At 46.0% G+C, this 21,338-nt stretch carries 24 protein-coding genes; 16 read left to right on the top strand and 8 right to left on the bottom strand.

Features of this window, described 5'->3' with window-relative positions:
• Nucleotides 1–44: 44 nt before the first annotated feature.
• Entirely contained in the window at nt 45–1,163 is a 1,119-nt protein-coding gene (locus tag OPS25_RS00120) for a murein hydrolase activator EnvC family protein (protein WP_407080200.1), read from the bottom strand.
• A gap of 193 nt (nt 1,164–1,356) precedes the next feature.
• On the opposite strand from OPS25_RS00120, the gene OPS25_RS00115 reads away from it, so the two are divergent.
• The 5 genes from OPS25_RS00115 (at nt 1,357) to OPS25_RS00095 (ending at nt 4,129) form a co-directional block, all read left to right on the top strand.
• Nucleotides 1,357–1,782: a rhodanese-like domain-containing protein gene (locus tag OPS25_RS00115; protein WP_265615626.1), complete on the top strand. Its 426-nt coding sequence runs from the start codon at nt 1,357–1,359 to the stop codon at nt 1,780–1,782.
• A gap of 9 nt (nt 1,783–1,791) precedes the next feature.
• Nucleotides 1,792–2,049: a glutaredoxin 3 gene (gene grxC / locus OPS25_RS00110; RefSeq protein ID WP_265615610.1), complete on the top strand. Its 258-nt coding sequence runs from the start codon at nt 1,792–1,794 to the stop codon at nt 2,047–2,049.
• A gap of 37 nt (nt 2,050–2,086) precedes the next feature.
• A complete protein-coding gene (gene secB / locus OPS25_RS00105) occupies nt 2,087–2,593 on the top strand; it encodes a protein-export chaperone SecB (RefSeq protein ID WP_265615609.1) in 507 nt (168 codons plus the stop codon).
• A 6-nt stretch (nt 2,594–2,599) separates the two neighbouring features.
• Nucleotides 2,600–3,601, top strand: a complete 1,002-nt coding sequence (gene gpsA / locus OPS25_RS00100) for an NAD(P)H-dependent glycerol-3-phosphate dehydrogenase (RefSeq protein WP_265615608.1) — start codon at nt 2,600–2,602, stop codon at nt 3,599–3,601.
• Between the two features lie 63 nt (nt 3,602–3,664).
• Nucleotides 3,665–4,129, top strand: coding sequence for a tRNA (cytidine(34)-2'-O)-methyltransferase (locus tag OPS25_RS00095; protein WP_265615607.1), 465 nt, complete (start codon nt 3,665–3,667; stop codon nt 4,127–4,129).
• A 344-nt stretch (nt 4,130–4,473) separates the two neighbouring features.
• Here OPS25_RS00095 and OPS25_RS00090 read toward each other — a convergent pair whose 3' ends face one another.
• The 4 genes from OPS25_RS00090 to OPS25_RS00075 form a co-directional block, all read right to left on the bottom strand.
• Nucleotides 4,474–5,061: an exopolysaccharide biosynthesis protein gene (locus OPS25_RS00090; RefSeq protein ID WP_265615606.1), complete on the bottom strand. Its 588-nt coding sequence runs from the start codon at nt 5,059–5,061 to the stop codon at nt 4,474–4,476.
• A gap of 51 nt (nt 5,062–5,112) precedes the next feature.
• A complete protein-coding gene (locus tag OPS25_RS00085) occupies nt 5,113–5,250 on the bottom strand; it encodes a hypothetical protein (protein WP_265615605.1) in 138 nt (45 codons plus the stop codon).
• A gap of 235 nt (nt 5,251–5,485) precedes the next feature.
• Nucleotides 5,486–6,469 (bottom strand): alpha/beta fold hydrolase, encoded by a 984-nt coding sequence (locus tag OPS25_RS00080; RefSeq protein ID WP_265615604.1) that lies wholly within the window; start codon nt 6,467–6,469, stop codon nt 5,486–5,488.
• Between the two features lie 217 nt (nt 6,470–6,686).
• The gene (locus OPS25_RS00075; protein ID WP_265615603.1) at nt 6,687–7,109 is read right to left on the bottom strand and encodes a methylglyoxal synthase; all 423 of its coding nucleotides are present in this window, start codon (nt 7,107–7,109) and stop codon (nt 6,687–6,689) included.
• Nucleotides 7,110–7,583: 474 nt separating this feature from the next.
• Here OPS25_RS00075 and argC point away from each other — a divergent pair, with 474 nt between their 5' ends.
• The 7 genes from argC (at nt 7,584) to OPS25_RS00040 (ending at nt 15,200) form a co-directional block, all read left to right on the top strand.
• Entirely contained in the window at nt 7,584–8,600 is a 1,017-nt protein-coding gene (gene argC, locus OPS25_RS00070) for an N-acetyl-gamma-glutamyl-phosphate reductase (RefSeq protein WP_265615602.1), read from the top strand.
• Nucleotides 8,597–9,376 carry an acetylglutamate kinase gene (gene argB / locus OPS25_RS00065; protein WP_265615601.1) on the top strand — a complete coding sequence of 260 codons (780 nt, stop codon included), beginning with the start codon at nt 8,597–8,599 and terminating at the stop codon, nt 9,374–9,376. The genes argC and argB overlap by 4 nt, the downstream gene beginning before the upstream one ends.
• Entirely contained in the window at nt 9,373–10,284 is a 912-nt protein-coding gene (locus OPS25_RS00060; RefSeq protein WP_265615600.1) for an ornithine carbamoyltransferase, read from the top strand. Before argB ends, OPS25_RS00060 begins: the two co-directional genes overlap by 4 nt.
• A 17-nt stretch (nt 10,285–10,301) precedes the next feature.
• Nucleotides 10,302–11,510, top strand: coding sequence for an argininosuccinate synthase (locus OPS25_RS00055; RefSeq protein ID WP_265615599.1), 1,209 nt, complete (start codon nt 10,302–10,304; stop codon nt 11,508–11,510).
• A gap of 2 nt (nt 11,511–11,512) precedes the next feature.
• Nucleotides 11,513–12,898: an argininosuccinate lyase gene (gene argH, locus OPS25_RS00050; RefSeq protein ID WP_265615598.1), complete on the top strand. Its 1,386-nt coding sequence runs from the start codon at nt 11,513–11,515 to the stop codon at nt 12,896–12,898.
• A 4-nt stretch (nt 12,899–12,902) separates the two neighbouring features.
• The gene (gene argA, locus OPS25_RS00045) at nt 12,903–14,216 is read left to right on the top strand and encodes an amino-acid N-acetyltransferase (RefSeq protein ID WP_265615597.1); all 1,314 of its coding nucleotides are present in this window, start codon (nt 12,903–12,905) and stop codon (nt 14,214–14,216) included.
• 567 nt (nt 14,217–14,783) lie between these two features.
• Complete coding sequence (locus tag OPS25_RS00040; protein ID WP_265615596.1) at nt 14,784–15,200, top strand: hypothetical protein; 417 nt, start codon at nt 14,784–14,786, stop codon at nt 15,198–15,200.
• Between the two features lie 315 nt (nt 15,201–15,515).
• Here OPS25_RS00040 and OPS25_RS00035 read toward each other — a convergent pair whose 3' ends face one another.
• Nucleotides 15,516–16,487, bottom strand: coding sequence for an integron integrase (locus OPS25_RS00035; RefSeq protein ID WP_265615595.1), 972 nt, complete (start codon nt 16,485–16,487; stop codon nt 15,516–15,518).
• A gap of 651 nt (nt 16,488–17,138) precedes the next feature.
• Between OPS25_RS00035 and OPS25_RS00030 the strand changes: the two genes are divergently transcribed.
• The 3 genes from OPS25_RS00030 (at nt 17,139) to OPS25_RS00020 (ending at nt 19,550) form a co-directional block, all read left to right on the top strand.
• A complete protein-coding gene (locus OPS25_RS00030; RefSeq protein WP_265615594.1) occupies nt 17,139–17,813 on the top strand; it encodes a hypothetical protein in 675 nt (224 codons plus the stop codon).
• A gap of 127 nt (nt 17,814–17,940) precedes the next feature.
• Nucleotides 17,941–18,717, top strand: a complete 777-nt coding sequence (locus tag OPS25_RS00025; RefSeq protein ID WP_265615593.1) for a hypothetical protein — start codon at nt 17,941–17,943, stop codon at nt 18,715–18,717.
• 458 nt (nt 18,718–19,175) lie between these two features.
• Nucleotides 19,176–19,550 carry a hypothetical protein gene (locus OPS25_RS00020; RefSeq protein WP_265615592.1) on the top strand — a complete coding sequence of 125 codons (375 nt, stop codon included), beginning with the start codon at nt 19,176–19,178 and terminating at the stop codon, nt 19,548–19,550.
• Nucleotides 19,551–19,661: 111 nt separating this feature from the next.
• On the opposite strand, the gene OPS25_RS00015 is transcribed toward OPS25_RS00020, so the two are convergent.
• Complete coding sequence (locus tag OPS25_RS00015) at nt 19,662–19,952, bottom strand: type II toxin-antitoxin system RelE/ParE family toxin (protein WP_265615591.1); 291 nt, start codon at nt 19,950–19,952, stop codon at nt 19,662–19,664.
• A 1-nt stretch (nt 19,953) separates the two neighbouring features.
• On the bottom strand, nt 19,954–20,193 hold the full coding sequence (locus OPS25_RS00010; protein WP_265615590.1) for a type II toxin-antitoxin system ParD family antitoxin: 240 nt from the start codon (nt 20,191–20,193) through the stop codon (nt 19,954–19,956).
• Nucleotides 20,194–20,357: 164 nt separating this feature from the next.
• Between OPS25_RS00010 and OPS25_RS00005 the strand changes: the two genes are divergently transcribed.
• Nucleotides 20,358–21,023 (top strand): AbiV family abortive infection protein, encoded by a 666-nt coding sequence (locus tag OPS25_RS00005; protein WP_265615589.1) that lies wholly within the window; start codon nt 20,358–20,360, stop codon nt 21,021–21,023.
• Nucleotides 21,024–21,338: the final 315 nt, after the last annotated feature.

Genomic DNA, 21,338 nt, shown 5'->3' with positions numbered 1-21,338 from the left:
TACCTTCGGCTAACAGTGAAGCGTTGTTGCTCACGAAAGGCACCCTATAAGTCTAACCAACTCGTGGGGTTCAACGCTTTACCCTTATGCCGAATCTCGAAATAAAGGTTAGGGTAACTTTGCCCACCGCTTTGACCCAACAAAGCGATCGTATCACCTTGTCGAACATCATCGCCTGCCTGTTTTAGCAGCGCTTGATTATGTCCATACACACTCATGTAGCCGTCGCCATGGTCGATTATCGTCACCAGTCCAAAGCCGCGTAACCAATCTGCATACAACACCCGCCCCTGAGAAACCGATTTTACAGAACTGCCTTCTGAGCCTTCGATAACGATCCCTTTCCAACGCACCTGCCCCTGCCTGCGTTGCCCGAATAAGCGGCGTACTGTGCCGGCTGCGGGTTGAATTAGTTTCCCTTTCAGCGTACCCAAGCCTTTGAGCTCTACTTGCTGTTGCGCTGCGGCCCGACGATTGGCCTCCTCAATCGTTTGCAGCAGTGCTTTTTCACTCGCTTGCAATGCTGCCACTTGTGCTTCATCACTGGCGATACTGTTATTTAATTTGGCTAATGTTTGTTTACGGTCAGACTGCCGTGCTAATAGCTGAGCCTGCTGTGATTCTTGTTGGCTTAACAGCTTGGCTAACTCCTTCCCTTTTTGTTCTAACTGCAGGTTAACTGTTTTGAGCGACTCAACGTTATTACGGAATTTGCTGATTTCCTGCTGGCGGGCATTATTAATATATTGATAATAAGTGAGGATACGTTCAAATTTGCTCGCTTCTTCTTGATAAAAGAACAATTTGGCGTAGTCATAATTCCCTGACATGAAAGCGCTTTTTAGTTGACTGGCTAACGCGTCTTGCTGCTGAATAATGGCCTGGGTTAGCTCTTGTTGTTGCTGTTGCAGGTCGGCTTGTTCCTTTTGATTTTCTGCCAGGTTATTTTTCGTGGTTTGCAGCTGCCTGGCAGTGCGGCCGATTTCTTCTTCAGATCGCTGTAATGCTTTTTGCAGCTCTTCTGCTGAGGCCTGATTTGCTGCCAGGCGCTGCTGACGTTCTTTAAGCTGGGCCTGCAGCTCAGCCAATTTATCCTGCTGAGAATCTTGCGCCAATGCGGGTAAAGCTAACATCATTGCGCTGTATAGCCATAACATACGCATTAACTGTCCCCAATTGGCATTACATTTTGAAGGCATTACATCAATTAACCCAGAAAAACCGCTTGCCATTTCAACAGGTTTTCAGATTGGTAACAAGTGTGATGCGTTTAATTATCCGCACGATCTGGTTTCTGCGTCGATTTTCTATATACTTTGCACTCGATTTTTGTGGGTAGAAGTACAAAGGTTCAAAATGGAACAGCTAATAGAATTTGCAGGTAACCACTTTTTATTAAGTGGGATCTGGCTGGCTTTGGTCGCAATGCTGGTTTACAGCTTTGTTAGTACCTTGACGTCAAAAATTAAAGAAGTTAACACGCATGAAATGACCCAACTCATCAATAAAGAAGATGCGGTGGTTTTAGATACACGGCCGGCAAAGGACTTTAAAACTGGCCGTATCATTAATGCTCGTCAGCTTAAACCGGAAGAAATTCGAGAGAAAAACTTCAGTAAACTTGAAAAATTCAAAGACACGCCCATTATTGTGGTGTGCGCGATGGGGAACAGTGCCCGAGGGGTCGCTTCATCGCTGACACAAAGTGGCTTTAATAAAGTATTTGTACTTAAAGGCGGCATGAATGCGTGGCAAAGCGCAGGTTTGCCAATTAGCAGATAAGAGGCTTTAATGGCCAGCATTGAAATTTACACGAAGGGTTACTGCCCATATTGCCATCGCGCTAAAGCGCTCTTTGCAGAAAAAGGCGTAGAATTTAAAGAGTACGCAATTGACGTACAACCTGAATTGCGGGACGAAATGATTACCCGGGCGAACGGCGGTTGGACAGTACCACAAATTTTTATTAACGAGCAGCATATCGGCGGTTGTGACGATTTAGTTGCTCTTGATATGCAAAATAAACTGGATGTCCTGCTCGCTGACTAAAGCAATCTTGCAGGCAACAACAAATATAGGAAGTATCATGGCTGAAGAAAACCAAGCAGCAGGCGCAGGCGAAAATCAAACTCCTAATGCGCAGTTTCATGTTCAACGTATTTATGTAAAAGACATTTCATTTGAATCGCCTAATGCAGTAGCGATGTTCAATAAAGAATGGAAGCCAGAGATTAAGCTGGATATTGATACCAAAACTGACAAAGTTAATGACACCCTGTTCGAAGTGGTCCTTTCTGTTACAGTAACGGCAACAATCGGTGAAGAAACTGCGTTTTTATGTGAAGTTCAACAAGCCGGCTTGTTTACCATTATTGATATGCCAGATCAGAATAAAGCGCATACTCTGGGCTCTTTCTGTCCGAACTTGCTATTCCCTTATGCACGTGAAGCGATCTCTAACATGGTAAACCGCGGTACCTTCCCGCCGCTAAATCTGGCACCGGTTAACTTTGACGCAATTTTTGCTGCATACATGCAGAAGCGCGCGCAGCAAGCGCAAGGTGATCAGCCAGCCCAAAAACTGGACGCGTAATATCGCATGAGCAACGATTCAGTAACTGTACTGGGGGCGGGCTCGTATGGGACCGCCATTGCCTTCTGTTTGGCACGCAACAGCACCTCTACGGTGTTGTGGGGCCGGGATAAAGAGCACATGGCCGAAATGGCGGTAACCCGTGAGAATAGACGTTACTTGCCAGGTTTCAGGTTACCCGACACATTACAGATCGAAGCCGATTTAGAGGCGGCCGTTAAACAAAGCAAATTTGTGTTAGTGGTAGTGCCCAGTCATGCTTTCAGCGGAATGCTAAAAGCTATTCAACCCTTATTACAGCCTAACCAAAGTATCATTTGGGCTACCAAAGGGCTTGAACCAGGCACCGGCAGGCTGTTACGTGAGGTGGCGTTGGATATTTTAGGTGACAGTTATCCACTGGCTGTACTTTCAGGTCCCACCTTCGCAAAAGAGATGGCAGCAGGTTTACCTACGGCTATTTCCCTTTCGTCTACCGACGAAAATCTAGTGGATATTTTTGCAGCAAAACTGCATTGCGCCAAGTCTTTCCGGGTCTATAAGAATCCTGATTTTATTGGCGTGCAACTGGGTGGCGCGGTGAAAAATGTGATCGCGATTGGCGCAGGGCTCGCTGATGGCCTCGGCTTCGGGGCTAATGCCAGAACCGCTCTCATTACGCGTGGCTTAGCGGAACTTTGCCGGCTTGGAACCCAGGTCGGTGCTAAACCTGAAACATTTATGGGTATGGCGGGGCTAGGTGACTTGGTTTTAACCTGCACCGACAATCAGTCCCGCAATAGACGGTTTGGCTTAGCGCTAGGACAAGGTAAATCCGTCGAAGAGGCCCAGCGGGAAATCGGACAAGTGGTTGAAGGCTATCGCAATACCGAAGAAGTCCGCATTTTATCTAAGCGTTTAAAGGTTGAGATGCCGATTTGCGAGCAGATTTACGCGGTACTTTATGAAGGCAAAGCACCTAAAGATGCCGCATTGGCCCTGTTAAGCCGCGAACTAAAACAAGAATAAAACACACAACAACGAATTGGGCCAGGGTTGCATTCTGGCTCTTATCACCACCAGGTTTACACCATGTTTCACATCGTCCTGCATGAACCTAAGATGCCCCAAAACACCGGCAATATTATTCGACTGGTGAGCAATAATGGCTGCCATCTTCACCTCATCGAACCGCTCGGGTTTGAACTGGATGAAAAAAAGCTTCGACGAGCCTCCCTGGATTATCGTGATTTAGCCAATGTTACCGTACATCCAAGTTACGAGGTTTTTTTAAGTAAATTTGCAGGCCATCGCATCTTCGCTCTTACCACCAAAGGCAGCCGATGTTATACCGCTCCACAGTATGAAGATGGAGACGTGTTATTGTTTGGCTCTGAAACCGCCGGCTTGCCTGATAGAATTTTACAAAGTATGACAGAGGATTTCCGCATTAGGGTACCTATGCAGCCAGGTGCGCGCAGCTTAAATTTATCAAATACTGTCGCAATTGTCAGTTACGAAGCCTGGAGACAGCAGCAATTTAGTGGCGGACAGTAACCATTTCTCATCAAGCTCAACAGTGGTATGGTCACCGCAGAATTTAGGCGATAGTTATAACCAAGGCATTGCAGTAAAGTTCGAAGGGGCCGGTATGTGGGCCAAGCCGGTGTAATACGGGGTAATTCATACATTTTGATTACTTCAGCTTTCGATGGTGACCTTATCATTATAGATTCTACTCATTTCCCCACCCCATTCATCTCTTATAAGCATACCCCTAAGCAAAAAATTTGCGTATTAGTCGGCTACCGAGGGCCCGTTTAATTGCGGTGGCCACTTATACTAATCCGCTCACAAGCGTGTTGAGGCTTAAGTGTCTGATTTATGTTGATGGGAAATGGCTATCCCGGCGCTGGCAGTTGGGTCAGCACTACCCACAAGCTACTAAGGGCTAAGGTAAGGCCTATTAAAGTCATTACTCCATCTTTAGTACTTAGGCCAATACCCATAAAGGCTACGGCTGAAGCAGGTAAAGCTGCGGCAAAAGGCACCAGTTCGAGGGGGATCATTAGCAGCGCAGTTAAGCCACACACTAACGCAAGCACGCGTTTTGCTACAGTATGCATGAAAAAGTGCAGACGGGGTTTGAACAATTTATCAATTTTCCGGGTATAGGGCTTTACCTTTTCTACCCCTTTTTTAAGTGTCTCTCGTTCGAACTCTATATTTTCCAGTTGCGAAGGCAGCCACGGATGCTTTCTGCCAAATAGCAATTGTATGGTTATCAGAAAGATAGTCACCCCGCAGGCGGAAGGCACACCTGGGATCGCGCCAGTAGGTAGCACGGCAATCAGCGAAGGCACTAATAGTAAAGGGCCATAACCACGATTTTCGAACGCTTCCACCATTTCCTTAATCGAAGACTTCTCATCGGAAGCGTTTTCCAATAGCTCGTCCATTACGCCCGTTAAATTCATTGTTGCAACCATGCTTACCTCCAGCTACCACCAATATGAGTTCATTGCAGAGTTCGGCCCCGTTCATCGAACGGGTATACGCCGTACTATGCGATGATTCTGTACTACCGTCTCAAAACTATCTTCGCTATCTGCTATTGCTAACGGAGCATCCAATTCATTGATGACAGGTTTGCTGCGAAAGCCGTAAACTTCGCTCAAGCATGGTTTTCCTGATGCAGTGCCACACTTGCGAAAACTTACAACACTACTGTCCATGTCCTGTTCTTTACCTTTATTGAAAGTAAAAATAAAAAGTAAAAAGTAAAAAGTAAAAAGGTTTCTACTTTAATGTCAGTAAAGTTTTCTGCAGGATTTATGCCTCATTCAATTTTGCTCTGAAAATCAATGCACGCGGATGAATACTCGGTGTAAAACGAAAGAAGAGACCACATCGCTAGCTGCGGCTGGAACGGTTTTCATGTAAAAACGACATGATTTGTTGCAATACTGGAACACGGTATTCGTCTGATTCGGCGAACAATTCGTGGTAGGCGCCGGGTACTTTTCTAATTTCCGCGTTTTTAAATTGATGGGCTACAGATAGTTGACGGCGATTATCAATTATTCTATCGCCACTGGCACTGAACAATAAGAGAGGCGTCTCAATGTTGCCAGCATGCTCTTCTATCTTATCCATGGCTTCAATCGCCGCCCGCAACCAATGGGTAGTCACCCCACCTAACTGAATTTCGCTAAAATCATCGTACAAATCTCTGAATAACCGATAACGACTTTCGCTATGGGTGAGGGTGTTAATGGCGTATGGATAGGCAAGGTAAGCTGTCTGGCCAAAAAAGTAGCCACTTTTGCGTTTACTTAATTCTTGTAGTTTTAAACTAAAATAAATAAGCGATTTTGCCAGCCAGCCAGGCAATGCTGGACGAATGCCGAACATGGGTGAACACAACACAGCTGAAGCAAATCGTTGCGGCGCTTTTAATAACGCCAATGTACCAATGGCTCCGCCCATAGAATGGCACAGTAAATGTAGTGGCGCAGCAGTCTTTGCACTTACGATTGCATCACAGAAGAACAGTAAATCGTCCACGTAATCCTCAAAATCTTCAACGTAGCCATGCTGGGGATCCGAGGTCATTCTACCCGACAAGCCTTGTCCCCGGTGATCGAGAATATATACGGCAAAACCGTTGGTGAAAAAATCGTACATGAGTTCTTTGTACTTTAATAACGATTCTATGCGACCGGAACTGATCACTACATGCGTATGCGCATTTTCAGGTTGACACCAGGCATAGTGCACATTGACATCATGTTTACCTGTGAACTCTCCAGTGCTCACCGCTTGCTTCCAGAAGGGATTGATGTGGGTGGAGTAAGTTTGTACAAGGTGTTTTTCTGATGTCAGCTTCCAATTCATTGCAGATCCTGGCCGAGGTGCGTCAATTGAGGGCATCGCCTCGATTTACAAAAAAAAGTTTACGTGTGGTGCAGGGTTTCATAATGCAGCTCCACCCGATCAATTGCAATGGGTAAGCCACGGCCCGTCAAAAAATGATGTGCGGCTCAGGCAAGTACGCTTTCTGCATAAAAGAAGGTGTAATGCGCTTACGCGATGTAACGTAATCGTACAAATATTAATCTACACGTTCATAGTTCGGTTTCGCTGGATGATAATCTGCCGATAAAAATAATGGCGAGGTGACCATTAAATCTGCACTCGCTGAATTGCATGCGACCGGCACGTTCCACACCGAACATAACCGCAATAACGCTTTCACATCTGGGTCGTGAGGTGCTGGATTAAGTGGATCCCAAAAGAAAAACAGTGCGGTTAAGCCGCCCTCTGCGATAAGCGCGCCAATTTGCTGGTCGCCGCCCAAAGGGCCACTTTGATAGCGCTTCACCTCGAGGCCGGTTTCACTGGCTATTAGTTTTCCTGTGGTGCCAGTGGCAACTATTTTACACTTTTTCATCACCTCTATGTGGGTCTTGATCCACTTGATCAATTCAGATTTTTTGTGATCATGCGCGACCAGCGCAATAGTGTGTTCCTGCATTTGTTTTCCTTAAAAAGCTTTCAACCTTTTAAATACCTTAATTTTTAACCTTCAGCAATAGTTGATTTATAAATAGTTATGCTGGCTTAGCATTACATTGATTCTAAAAGAAGCATTGAATTATCTTATTAGGAGCACACTCCCAATAAAAAATATTTATACATTTTTATTGCATAATAATTCATACTAAGTATTATCTGGTTTTAGTAGTTGAATCCAGTTAATCCAATCAGGAGATCCGCGTTTTGTGTAATCGTTATGCGCGTCATTTTGTCGTAGCAATTTTACCTTCCCATATTTCTCCCATGACTTGCTATCAGCCTAGTACTGTCCGACGAAGATACTCGTAAGCCAGCCACTTAGCATTAATGTAGCACTCTTTTTACCTTTGCTGGCGTACTCGGGGCCTGCACATCCATTCTCTCGGAGGCAAAGGTAAAAAGTGAATTTTCTTTTTTTACAAGTTAAATAATTATGTTGAAAGTATCTATTATCGGGGCTAGCGGCTATGCCGGCGCACAGCTAACTGCATTAGTTCATCAGCACCCTGTCATGCAACTTAAGGGGTTATACGTCTCGGCAAGCAGCGCTGATGCAGGCAAATTATTTACGCAAGTTGCGGGGGAATATAGGCATTTTCCTGATCTTCCGCTAGAGCCTCTTTGCCAAAGTGGATGTGGGGCATTAGCTGACTCCTCGGACTTAGTGTTTTTGTGCACACCACATCAGTTCAGCCACGATGTGATGCCGCAACTGATCAATAAGCAGGCAAAAATATTTGATCTCTCAGGCGCGTACAGACTGCCCGACCTTGATACCTTCGCCGCGTTCTACGGGTTTGCTAATCAGCATCCGTCGATTCAACAGAAGGCGGTGTACGGGCTCGCAGAGTGGTTTGCCGATGATATCGCTAATACGTCGCTGGTCGCCGTGCCCGGTTGCTACCCGACCGCGTCACTTACCGGGCTATTGCCATTACAGCGTACGGGGTTACTCGACACTGCTTTTCGTCCGGTGATCAATGCTGTATCCGGAGTCACTGGTGCAGGACGCAAAGCCAGCTTAACGACCAGCTTTTGTGAAGTGAGCTTGCAGGCCTACGGCGTATTATCACACCGGCATACGCCTGAAATCGAAAGCTATCTTGACCACCAAGTCATCTTCACCCCGCATCTGGGTAATTTCAAACGGGGCATTCTTGCCACTATTACCGCTAAGCTGAATCCAGAAGTGACCGCCAATGATGTAGAGCAGGCATTCCTTCGTCACTACCGCCATCAGCCATTGGTGCGCTTAACCTCCGCTTTTCCTAAGGTAGATGATGTGGTCAATTCACCGTTTGCTGATGTGCACTGGCAGGTTGATGAACAAAGTCATTATGTGGTTATCGGTTGTGCTATAGACAACTTACTTAAGGGCGCGGCTTCACAGGCAATGCAGTGCGCAAACCTGGCCTTTGATCTGCCCCCTACACAGGGGTTACTGCCATGAAACGTGTGGTAATAAAAGTGGGTGGTGCATTGCTCGACCAGCCAAGCACCATCACCTCACTGTTTGCTCAAATCAAACAACTGCAATCTCAGGCGCAATTTGTCCTGGTGCATGGCGGCGGCGCGCTCACGGAAAAACTGTTAACGCAATTGGGTTTAACCAGCGAAAAGAAAAACGGCTTAAGGGTCACCCCGGTTGAGCACATGCCCATTGTTGCGGGTACGCTAGCAGGCACCGCAAATAAAGTGCTATGCGCACAGGCCCATGCTTTAAGGCTTGCACCTGTGGGGCTATCGCTTATCGACGGCAACATAATCAGTTGTACTCAGCTGGGTGCAGAATACGGTGCCGTGGGCGTACCTCAAGCCAATCAAAAAAATTTGTTTGAAGTCTTAATGGCCAACCGCTTTTTCCCGGTTGTCAGCTCTATCGGCTGTGATCACGCGGGTCAGTTATTAAATGTCAATGCTGACCATGCAGCAACCGCCATCGCCGAACTGCTCAATGCGCAGCTAATTATGCTATCTGATGTGGCTGGTGTGCTTGACGCTGACGGTGCGCTGATCAAACAACTGGATGCCGATTGCAGTCAGGACCTACAGCTAAAAGGCGTGATAGCAGGTGGTATGCAGGTCAAAGTTGATGCCGCGTTTCAGGCGGCTAACACACTGGGCCAACCGGTCGCGATCGCCAGTTGGAATGACCAGCTAAGCGATATTCTCGCAGCGCATTGCGGCACACAGATTATCTCATCATCTCGTTTGGAACACGCATGAAACACGATTTATTAACGTTCAGCGATTGGACGCCCACCCAGATGCAAATTCTGCTTGAACTGGCAGTCACCATAAAACAGCATCCGGCAGATTATTCAAACGTATTAGGCGGTCGCTCGATTGTGGCCGTATTTGAGAAACCGTCGTTGCGAACCCGTGTAAGTTTTGAAATCGGCGTTCATAAATTGGGTGGGCACCTGGTTTATCTGGACGCGCAGGCCAACAGCCTGGTGGGGCGCGAAGACATACGCGACACCGCGGCTAACCTAGCCTGTTGGGCGGACGCTATTATCGCCCGGGTGTTTGCCCACAACACGCTGACCACGATGGCCGCTGCAGCGAAGGTACCGGTAATTAATGCATTATGCGATAAGTTTCATCCCTGTCAGGCGCTGGCTGATTATCTCACTTTGTATGAACAGTTTGGCGAGCTTAAGGGGCGCACCCTGGCCTACGTAGGCGACGGTAATAATGTCACCCATTCACTATTGATTGTCGGCGCCCTGCTTGGCTGCAATGTCATCAGTGTCACCCCGCAAGGACATGAAGCAGACTCAGCGATTTTCACGCTGGCGCAAGATATAGCCAAACAAACAGGCGCACGCATTGAAAAATCTCATGCCGTCGAGGCGATAAAAGGGGTCGACGTACTCTACACTGATACCTGGTTGTCGATGGGAGACAAGACGCCCCTAGCCGCCATAAAAGAAAAGTTTATGCCCTATCAGGTCAACGAAACTTTGTTTGCCAACAGTGGCGCGCGCTTTGTGATGCACTGCCAACCTGCTCATCGTGATCTTGAAATTACCAGCAGATTGATTGACAGTGAAGCATCGTTATTAATGCAACAGGCAGAAAACCGCATGCACGGCCAAAATGCCATTTTGACCCACCTTTTAGCAGGGTAAATTAACAGGACTCGGTTATGAAAAATATTAATAAAGTGGTACTGGCGTATTCAGGGGGCTTAGACACCTCCGCCATTATCCCGTGGTTAAAAGAAAACTACGACTGTGAAGTGATTGCGTTTGCGGCCGACGTGGGTCAGGGCGACGAAGAGCTGGAAGGCCTGTATGAAAAAGCGTTGGCCTCAGGTGCCAGCGACTGTCACATTGTGGATTTAAAAGAAGAATTTGTCGCCGAGTATATTTATCCCACCGTGACAACTGGCGCCGTGTATGAGGGCGAATACCTGCTGGGCACCTCAATGGCACGTCCGGTAATAGCCAAAGCCCAGGTCGCCATCGCGCGTAAAGTCCGCGCGGATGCCTTGTGTCATGGTTGCACTGGCAAAGGCAATGATCAGGTGCGTTTTGAAAGCGCGTTTGCCGCCCTTGCCCCTGATTTACAGGTCATTGCACCCTGGCGTGAATGGGACATGGTATCCAGAGAAGACTTACTTGATTACCTGGCCACCCGCAACATCCCCACCACGGCTTCTGCGACAAAGATATACAGTCGGGATGCCAACGCGTGGCATATTTCACACGAAGGCGGCGAGCTGGAAGATCCCTGGCAAGCTCCTTCAGATCAAGTGTGGACACTCACCTGTTCACCGGAGCAGGCACCGGATAAGGCACAAACCGTTACCCTGTCATTCGAGCAGGGTAAGTTAGTTAAAGTGGATGGCACCTCATTAAGCCCCTATCAGGCGTTGACTCAGCTTAATGAAGTGGCGGCCCAGCATGGTGTAGGCCGCAGTGACATCGTTGAAAACCGCTTGGTTGGCATGAAATCCCGTGGCTGCTATGAAACGCCGGGGGGCACTGTCCTGCTTAAAGCGTACAAAGCGCTGGAAACCATGGTGTTAGACAAAATGTCGCTGAAACACCGTGAACAACTCGCGCTGGAGTTTTCTCATCTGGTCTACGATGGGCGCTGGTTTACCCCGTTATGTCATGCAATTCTGGCTGGCGCATCGGTCTTCGCCCAGCAGATAACCGGTGACGTGGTGGTGAAACTTTATAAAGGCCAGGCCACAGTGGTGCAGCGGCAATCACCAAATAGCTTGTATTCAGAAGATTTTGCTACGTTTGGCGCAGACGATGTCTACAACCAAAAACATGCTGAAGGGTTTATTCGCCTTTACAGTTTACCTTCGCGCATCGCAGCACTGCAAAAGCAGGAGCGTTGATCATGGCATTATGGGGAGGACGGTTTACAGCAGATACCAGCAGCATGTTTAAACAGGTTAACGACTCGCTGCCGTTTGATCAGGCAATGGCCGCGCAGGATATTCAGGGGTCAATAGCCTGGGCCGGTGCGTTGCATCAGGCTGGTGTGCTGACCGAGCAAGAGCACCAGCAATTGCATAACGCACTGAACGACATGCTGAGCAAGGCGCAAGCGGGTGAGCTAAATTTCGCTGCCAGCCAGGAAGAAGATATTCACAGTTTTGTCGAAGCGACGCTCATTGAGCAGCTAGGCGACGTGGGCAGAAAGTTGCACACCGGACGCAGCCGTAATGACCAGGTGGCCACCGATTTCAGGTTGTGGGTAAAAACCCACGTGCTTTCACTGCAACAGGATTTGATCCAGCTTAGACGCACCCTGCTGAGTACGGCGTCACGCTACCAGCATGCGATCCTGCCGGGTTATACCCATTTGCAGCGGGCACAACCGATTGTGTTTGGTCACTGGTGTTTAGCCTATGTGGAGATGTTTAAACGCGACAGCAGTCGTTTAGATGATTTACTGATTAGAATGGATCAATGTCCGTTGGGATGTGGCGCGCTGGCGGGCACCACTTACGCGGTAGATCGTGAAAAGCTGGCCCGTGAGCTGGGTTTTGCCTCGCCTACCCTTAACAGCCTGGATGCGGTTTCCGATCGTGACTTTGTATTGGAGCTGTTGTTCACCGCCAGCACCAGCATGATGCATTTATCCCGCATGGCAGAAGATCTGATCTTTTATAACTCCGGTGAAGCCGGCTTTATTCAGCTTGGTGACAGTGTGACCTCAGGCTCGTCGTTAATGCCACAAAAGAAAAATCCTGACGCACTGGAATTAATGCGTGGCAAATGTGGGCGGGTGTTTGGCGCCTTACAGGCTCTACTGGTCACCATGAAAGGTTTGCCGCTGGCCTACAACAAAGATATGCAGGAAGACAAAGAAGGCGCTATTGATACCGTTAACCAATGGCACAGCTGCTTGTGCATCGCCAGCGAAGTGTTGCAGTCAATCCAACTAAATGAAAAACGTTGCCGTCAGGCTGCCATGAAAGGGTATGCCAATGCCACTGAGCTGGCTGATTACTTGGTGGGCAAAGGCATTCCATTTCGTACTGCGCACGCTATTTCAGGGCAGATTGTGATGGCAGCCATTGCTGAAGATAAACCCATTGAAGCCCTGCCGCTTAACACCCTGAAAGCCATCTGCGCCGACATTGATGAAGATGTATTTACGGTGCTGGAAGTGGAATACGGTATCAACAAACGTAATAACCTGGGCGGCACCGCCTTTACCACTGTTACCGAAGCCCTTTATCGTGAGATGGAGCGCATGGATAGCGAGGAAGGTTAGTCAGATGGTACTGTCACATCAGGATGGCATCGCACTGTTTCGTAGCTCTGCGCCTTATATCAACGCACACAGAGGCACAACCTTTGTGCTGATGTTTGGGGGTGAAGCGCTGGAGCATGATAACTTCCCCCACATCATTCACGATATTGCGCTGCTCAACAGCCTGGGTATCAGGCTGGTGCTGGTGCATGGCGCACGCCCGCAAATTGATGAGCGCATCGCGCTGCGTCAGATCTTGCCGCGTTTCTCCCACGACAAGCGTATCACCGATGCCGCTACCTTAGCATGTGTGAAGGATGCTGCGGGCTCAGCACGTGCGCATATTGAAGCGCTACTCACTACCGGCCTGCCCAACTCACCCATGCACGGGGCGCAGATTCGGGTGTGCTCTGGCAATCTGGTGGTGGCAAAACCGGTGGGGGTGCGAGACGGTGTTGATTTTGACCACACCGGTGAAGTCAGACGCATCGACGTGCATGGCATCAATGACCATCTTAATGACGGCTCTATCGTGCTGCTCTCACCGATGGGCTATTCCACTACCGGCGAAGTATTTAACCTGTCCCACGAAGACGTAGCCACTCAGGCTGCCATTGCGTTAAAGGCAGATAAGCTCATCGCGTTTTCCAGTCATGAAGGTATTTTTAATCAAAGCGGAAAACTACTGCGCACCATCGAGCGCCACCAGCTTGAGCAGCTTTACGCTGATAACCAGATTGACGCCGAACCCACCGTGCTGCATGCGCTTATCAGTAGCGTGGCCGCCGGTATTCCGCGCGCCCACTGCATCAGCTATGAAGTTGACGGTGCACTGCTACAGGAACTGTTTACCCGCGATGGCTGCGGCTCGCTGGTGCTTGAACATCACTACGAACAATTACGCCAGGCCACCATCGATGACGTGGGGGGAATTCTGGCCTTAATCAAACCGCTGGAAGAAAGCGGCGCATTGGTGACCCGCTCCAGAGAACGCCTGGAGCAGGAAATCGAACATTTCTTTGTGATTGTCCGCGACGGCATGATCATCGCCTGCGCAGCACTGTATTTATTTTCAGAAGAACACAGTGGCGAAATTGCCTGCGTGGCCACCCATCCAGAGTACCGCGGCAAAAACCGCGGCGAACGTCTGCTCGACGCCATTAAGGCTTCGGCATTGGAACTTGGACTCCAGAACCTGTTCGTGCTTACCACCCTCACCGCCCACTGGTTCTTAGAACAAGGATTCGTACAAGCCGACATCGACTCCCTGCCCACCAGTAAGAAAGAACTGTACAATTTTCAGCGTAATTCGAAGGTGTTCAGGCTGGGGCTTTGCTAATAATTTCTTCAGCTACCAATTAAAAGCTTCGGGTGAGTGCGCAAATTTGGGACCAGATAGGCTACTGTCATAATGGTCATAAGCCTCAAGACTACCAGCGTAACATCAAGCGCCTGCGACACTATGAGTTGGATTTTAAAGATATCCCGTTTAGCAAAGATTATGTAAAATTTCGCAAAGACCTTAGAAACTTATTTTCCCCTCCTCATCATTAAAGAAGCGTTAATTGATTTAACAGATAATTAATTAGGTCTGCCTCGGGTTCTGTACGGTATCGATGAGACTAAAGCTTTCTGATTGGATACAGGTAAATACCGCTGTTCAATATGACAATGGCTTGCTGTTAGGTAATCATTTCGGCTCGTCAAACTACTATTACTTATAGTTAGGTTTTAAAGGTAAACCTCATAATCTTCATGCTTGCCCCTCTTAGCCTCTGCAAGATCGCTCAAGGTCCGGCCTACCCTTATCTGCAACTTGCAATGATAAGTAAGCTGTGTCACAACTTACTTATCATTGCAAAGGGTTTGGTTGGCAGAGCATTACGTTGTAAATAAGGATGAATAGATGAATGAATCGTTTAGTCAACTGGCATCTGTAAGTGCCGTGCTGGGAGGTTTTGCTTTTGCCTTTTTGGGCGCACTATTATCCTCCGACGCCAGACATAAACCGCGTTTTATTACAGCAGCACTCGTTATCCCGTCCGCTGCATGTTTTGTGCTAAGTGCATTAGGCTGGTCTTTAATATCGGTATGGATGGGTAGCCCTTTCTTTGATCCCGATACTCCCTTGCCAGACAATATTACCGGTTTGCACATGCTTTTATCACCTATATTCTTGTGTGGCATCTGTTTTTTCTTCTGGTCATTAGCTGCGTGTGGCTGGGTTTACTCTAAGCGCCTAGGATGGCTTTCATCAGGCATTGGATTAATTGCAACTTTGCTGATGATAAAGATTTTGTGGCCTTTTTTAATCGCCGCTTAAATTTCCTTTCATGTATACGACCTAGATAACAGGTAAACGGGGAAGGTAAAGAGAATGCGATTGGATGCTAATAGCGCAGAATGCCTATTCAGCCAAATTAAGTTTAAAGATAATACCAGAACGTCTGAACTGGATTGGGCATCATTTGATCTGACATTTTCAATTTCAGAGCAGAATCAATTGAACTCACAACGTACAGCTGCCGCTGGCTCATTGAGTTTTTAATTACATCATTGAGCGTAAAACGGAAGTGGGTTCGCGATAAATTGAGTAGTAGCTTTCGGTGCTAAAGCGGTAAATAGGGTTAATACATTATCAAGATAAACGACTCAAAGGACTTACTACGCCATTTGCGCCTTGCTGAAGAACATGAGTATATATTTGAGTTGTCTTTACATCAGAATGCCCCAGTTGGGCCTGAACCGTTCGGATATCTGCGCCAGACTGTAGTAAATGAGTGGCAAATGAGTGCCTTAAAGTATGAGGGGTGACTGGTTTCGTTAAACCCGACACCAATACAGCTTGTTTAACCGCTTTGCGAACGCAAGTAGGATGAAAATGATGCCTTCTTATCTCACCAGTTTCTGGATCTGCGCTAAGTTTATGAGAAGGGAACAAGAACTGCCAAGCGAGCGACTTATTCGCTGAAGGGTATTTTTTAGCTAGCGCATGAGGCATCCAAACTCCGGCGTATTGCTCATTCCGAATATCGAGTCTCAGGTATTCATCAACCTGCGCTATTTGATTTCTAAGTAATGGAATTAGCTCCGTTGCCAACGTAACGACTCGGTGTTTTTTGCCTTTACCATTCCAGACCCTTAAACACTTATAATCGAAATCGATATCTTGCACGCGCAGTTGCACAGCTTCCATGCTTCTAAGGCCACTGCCATACATCAAGCCAGCAATAAGATAGTAACGTTTATTCAATCTTGACATAAGCAGCTTCACTTCATCAGGCGTCATAACAATGGGCAGTTTGGGTTGACGTTTACTTCTGGCAAAATTCAAATTAAGAGACAATTCATTCTTGATAATGTGCTTATAAAGAAACGATATCGAGTTTAATGCAGTGGCTTGAGTGCGTGGTGAAACATTTGCATTCAGTGCCAAATGTTCAAGGTATTGTTCAACTTCATTGTCACCCATTGATGATGGGTGACGTTTCCCGTGAAAGTGAATAAATGCGGAAATCCACTTTAAATAAGTAGAGACGGTCCTTGGAGAATACTGTCTTAGCAACATATACTCAGTGATGTGATTTAAGAAAGGAGACTTTGTTTTCATGACGTTCAATTTATGTGTATAAATATACAGTTATAGCACCCTTTCCCCTATATTCAAGCAAACGACCCAATCGCGCGTTTGCGTCCTAAAAGTAAATAGCTTTATTTTCTTGCAGCCATTGCCTGCTTCGGCTTTCACAAGCTTGATAATCATGGCAATATGGATAAAAACGAGCGGTAGCTCGGCAGAAAAACGCGCAAGTTGCGCCTTATTAAATTGTTAGCTACCTTGAGCCAGAGAGTTGGATGAGTAAGTTCTACAGTATTAAAAAAGTTGCATGTCCCACAGATGAGCAGGTAGCCGAAACTAGACGGAAGAAGCACGCAAATCATTTGGACTACTTTTACGGAGACTACTGGTCAATTTACAAGGACAAAGATCACAGGTGCTTTATCGAGTGCGACGTCGGTCACTTCGCATCCAAATTCATAGTTCGGCAGATATCATATGAAGATTATGCTGCATTGAAGAAGGATAAGAGTCTATTTGAAACGGTCGTCAGGCAGTTTACGTGAGAACGGTAGCTAACAAACAAATTATGTCACTCGCTGCCGCTCGCTGGGACGCAAACACGTGCGCGGCTTCGCCATTATTGCACACGTGTCTGCGCCCCATATTTGGAAGTTAGGTGCTAAAAGGATTGCGCTACTTATGTTTAAAAAGATTTTGTTGCTTGCCAGTCTTTTGTTTTTTTATTTTCTTGCGTCTGTTCTGATTCATGAAGCTGGTCATGCTTATACGGGAGTAGTCTTCGGGCTTGGGACACCAATTATCAATATCTGGCCCGGTATTGAACTGTTCCCTAGTTTTGGCGCAACCGTTTCAACTACAGCCTGGCCTGGGAGTTCGGTTGCCTATGTCAGCTTTATGCCAGAGACACCTAGGTTTGTGATTGAATTTCCTGAGTTTTCCCAATCATTAAAACTCACCCCAGAGCTTAAAGTAGTTACGCAAAGCACATCCCAAGAAGATGCCTTTCTGCCAATTGTCGGTCTCATGGGAAGTGGCACCACTTATCTAGCTTCTCTTTTTTGTACACTGTACCTTTACTTCGAAAAGCCAAAGGGGGTTTATAGAGCACTTGCAGCGTGTGGCACATTTTTGTTCTACGACATACTTTGCTATACAGTGTTTCCCGTTTTCTTCGAAATGCCGCATCTCATTTTTATGGGTGGGATTCATCCTGAGCCAATAATTTGTCTTGTTAACATCGGATTTTCTTATGAAATCGCGGTCGCATTGGTTTTAGGTATCTGTGCCGCTCAAATTGTGGCACTTTGTTATTTATCGAAAAAAGAAGGGCTTTTTAAACTAAAACGCACCTAACAAACGCATTAACTCTCGCTGCGCTCGCTAGGGACAAAAACACGTAGGCTCCCTGCGCTTCGCTTGGTATTGTAGCCTACGTATTTTTGCCCGTTATGCGGGCCGTTAGAGTGCAAAGGAGGATGCATTGAAAGAAGTTTTTGACGCAATTACCAATAGAATTAAAGCTCCCTATTTCGGGTATTCTTTAATAGCTTTTTTTGCATTGAACTGGCGAGGGATCTTCTTTCTAGTCTTAACTAAAGGAACGCCTGAGGAAAAGTTACTGCAATTTGATGAGCATACATCGTTGTTAACGCTTCTTGTTTTCCCTCTGATTATCGGCGTTGTTGTTGCCGCAAGTTCGCATTGGTTTCGCTATTTCTTCGGGGTTATCGAAAGAAAACCAAGAGAGCTGTTCGATAGTCTTATATTAGAAGCCGAACATGAAAACATTGTTAAGCAAGCAGAGTTAGAACAGTCCCGTAATCAACTATTTGCTGTTAAAGAAGAAGAATTAATCGATAGAGCCAAAAGAGACGAAGCTGTTTCAGACATAGAAGATTCAGATACAAAAGATAAATTGATGCGGGAGCTACGGGCGCTAAGAAAAGAGAGGGACAAGTTATCCATTGACCTCAAAAATGTTGAGTCTTCAAAGACTAAATTATCGACAGAATCTAAAGACTTGCTAAGAGCTGCTGCGAAAGACAAAGATGGCGTAATCAAGAAGCCTAAAACACTGGGGGAGCGAGCTATACACGCAGGACGTTCTGCTTTTGGAAATGGCGACCAAAGAATATACGCTAGATACGAAGCTGCTATTAAAGAGCTTCTTAAATATGAACATATTCAAGAAGTTGGTAGTAAGGGTGAAATTTTTGAGTTAACAAACCTTGGTTGGGAAACCGCTGAAGCACTCTAACAAATCACTAAAGGCTCTCGCTTCGCTCGCTGGGACAGTAACACGTAGGCTCTGTCGCTTCGCTCCTAATTTTAGCCTACGTATTACTGCCCCTTAGTGGGGCGTTATACATTCTGGAAGTTGTGAGTGCTTAAAAATTTTCCATTCATCGATCACACTATTAGATGTGCGCTGGTAACATCAATGCTCATGTTAGGAATTCTGATTCTCAAACAGCTTTTCCAAGGTGAAATTATGGATGCAGCTTTCTCAAGATGGTTGTTTGTTTACGCCTCGGTTCTTTTGCCGTGCTCATTAATTGTAGGGGTTTTCTTGTCGTTTAAAGAAGGGAAGCCTTGGAGAAAGAATGTATAACAAGCAAATAATGGCGTGCGCGCAGGCGCACACTGGGACAAAAACACAATGCCGCTTCGCGATTATGGCATTGTGTTTTTGCCCCATATTTGGAAGTTAGGCACATGTACGCATCAATTAAACTTTCAGCCATAACCACCATTCTTCTCTTTATTGGTTTCATCTTAAAGGGGGTTAACCCAGCATATTCTTTTTTGCCCGTTTTACCTCAACTTATAGCTGCAATAATAATTTCATATTATGAGTACCGCCATCAAACCCCTATTTTTAAATTTCCATTAGCGCTCGCATTACCTGCAATTGGTGCCTATATCGGAACGCTGTTCGGGTTCGTTGCAGTATTAGCTAGTGCTTCATCCATAAATGACGGCTCATCGTTAGCGGGAGTTGGCTTTATAAATGCTTTTGCTGGTTTTATTAAGTTTGGCTTTATCGGTGCCATCGTTGGTATTGTAATGCACTTCACAAAGGGTAAATAATGTGCCTAACAACAACTTAAACACGCCCGCAGGGGCGGGCTGGGACATAAACACAGCGCCGCTTCGCGATTGTAGCGCTGTGTTTATGCCCGTTAAGTAAAAGTTATGTTTTCAGAAGGCTCGGTGTACATCCATGCTTTTATGTAGAATTCGAATAATTATAACTTCTTCCTTGCCAAATTCTTTGTAATAGATGACATGACTTCCTTGCGGTCGCTTTCTATAGCCTTGCCTAATGTAATCACAGGCATAGCCGAGTTCAGGCTCTTCTGCAATTTGATGAAAAACGCTATCAAGTAATTTCAAATAGTCATTTCTCTGCTGCCTGCCCCAGTTAAGTTGTGTGTAGCGAGCGATTTTTATTAAATCTGATTTAGCTTTTTTAGATAAATGAAATTTCATATCAATGATTTTCTTTATCCAAATCACTTAATAGTGTGTCATATGAATAGTCTGCTATTCCGCTATTTTCTCCCTCAATCAACATATTCCTTAGATTGTTCATTTTCAACTCTTGATCTTCTAAGGCTCGTAAACCAGCTCTTAAAACTTCACTTGCAGATCCATACCTACCAGTCTTTAATTGCTGACTAATAAATGAATCAAAATGCTCACCTAATGTAACACTTGTATTTTTCGCCATACCAACCTCCAATACCAATATTTAATATATTTTGGTACCAAAAACATAACAAGTCAATTAAGTAAGACAAAAAACAGTTGCCTCCTGCTCCTACGTCGCTAAAGTACAAGCAACTATTTTTTGCTTCTTATTAAAGCGTTATAACCCTTTCATGTGAGGTACCTGTGTCTAAAGGATTAGGACAATGGAAAAATACACTCCAACCTGCTCAAATTGCAGACGGGATGAATGCAGCCAATGACAATGCTCGTCGGTTAGCCGAAGATGCCGAAATATTATTTAATCTAAATAGATTTCCTTCTGCGTTGTCCTTGGCAATCTTATCAATAGAAGAGTCTGGTAAAATAAGTATTTTGCGTGAATTAGCTTTAGCTCAAAATGGCAATCAAGTTAAAGAGTCATGGAAGGCTTACCGTTCTCATACAAAAAAGAATGTTATGTGGTTATTTCCTCACTTAGCGTCAAGCGGTGCAAATAAACTCGAAGAGTTTAAATCATTATTTGGGAAAAAAGCTGAACATCTGTTGCTCTTAGATAACCTTAAACAAATAGGCTTCTACACAGATTGTCTTGGCAAAGCTCATTGGTCAATTCCTGTAGAAGTCGTTGATAAAGAAAATACAGAAAACATACTCAATATTGCAAAGTTAATGTGCAAGGACACTACCTATTCTACAAAGGAAATAGAGCTTTGGGTAAAACACATTAAACCTGTATGGAGAGGCCCCATGGATGCCATGAAAATAGCTTTGAATAACTGGTTTAACGAAATGGTAAAAGAAGGCATCATCTCTGAAGGACAGTATAGCTTCAAAGATTTCGTCGATTAAACAGCGGGTTATAACAAACGCATTAACACTCGCTGCGCTCGCTGGGGACAAAAATACGTAGGCTCCCTGCGCTTCGCTTGGTATTGTAGCCTACGTATTTTTGCCCGTTATGCGGGTGTTAGGTGCTTTGAGGTAGTTCATGGAAGTCAGGCTTCACGGAATTAAATTCTCTCGTCGTTCATTTTTAATTTTAACTGGGACTATTCTGCTTGCCTGCGCTTTATATTTTTTGGCTAGATGAATCGCGCCGGTAAATTCGGAGGCGGATTTGTTTGAGTCATGCTGCCGTATCTTCGGCTAATTGTCGATAATAGT

Origin of the sequence: Alteromonas aquimaris (genome assembly GCF_026183695.1) — a bacterium.
In the GTDB taxonomy this organism is placed as follows: Bacteria; Pseudomonadota; Gammaproteobacteria; order Enterobacterales; family Alteromonadaceae; genus Alteromonas; species Alteromonas aquimaris.
This window is presented reverse-complemented; position numbering and strand designations above follow the sequence as displayed.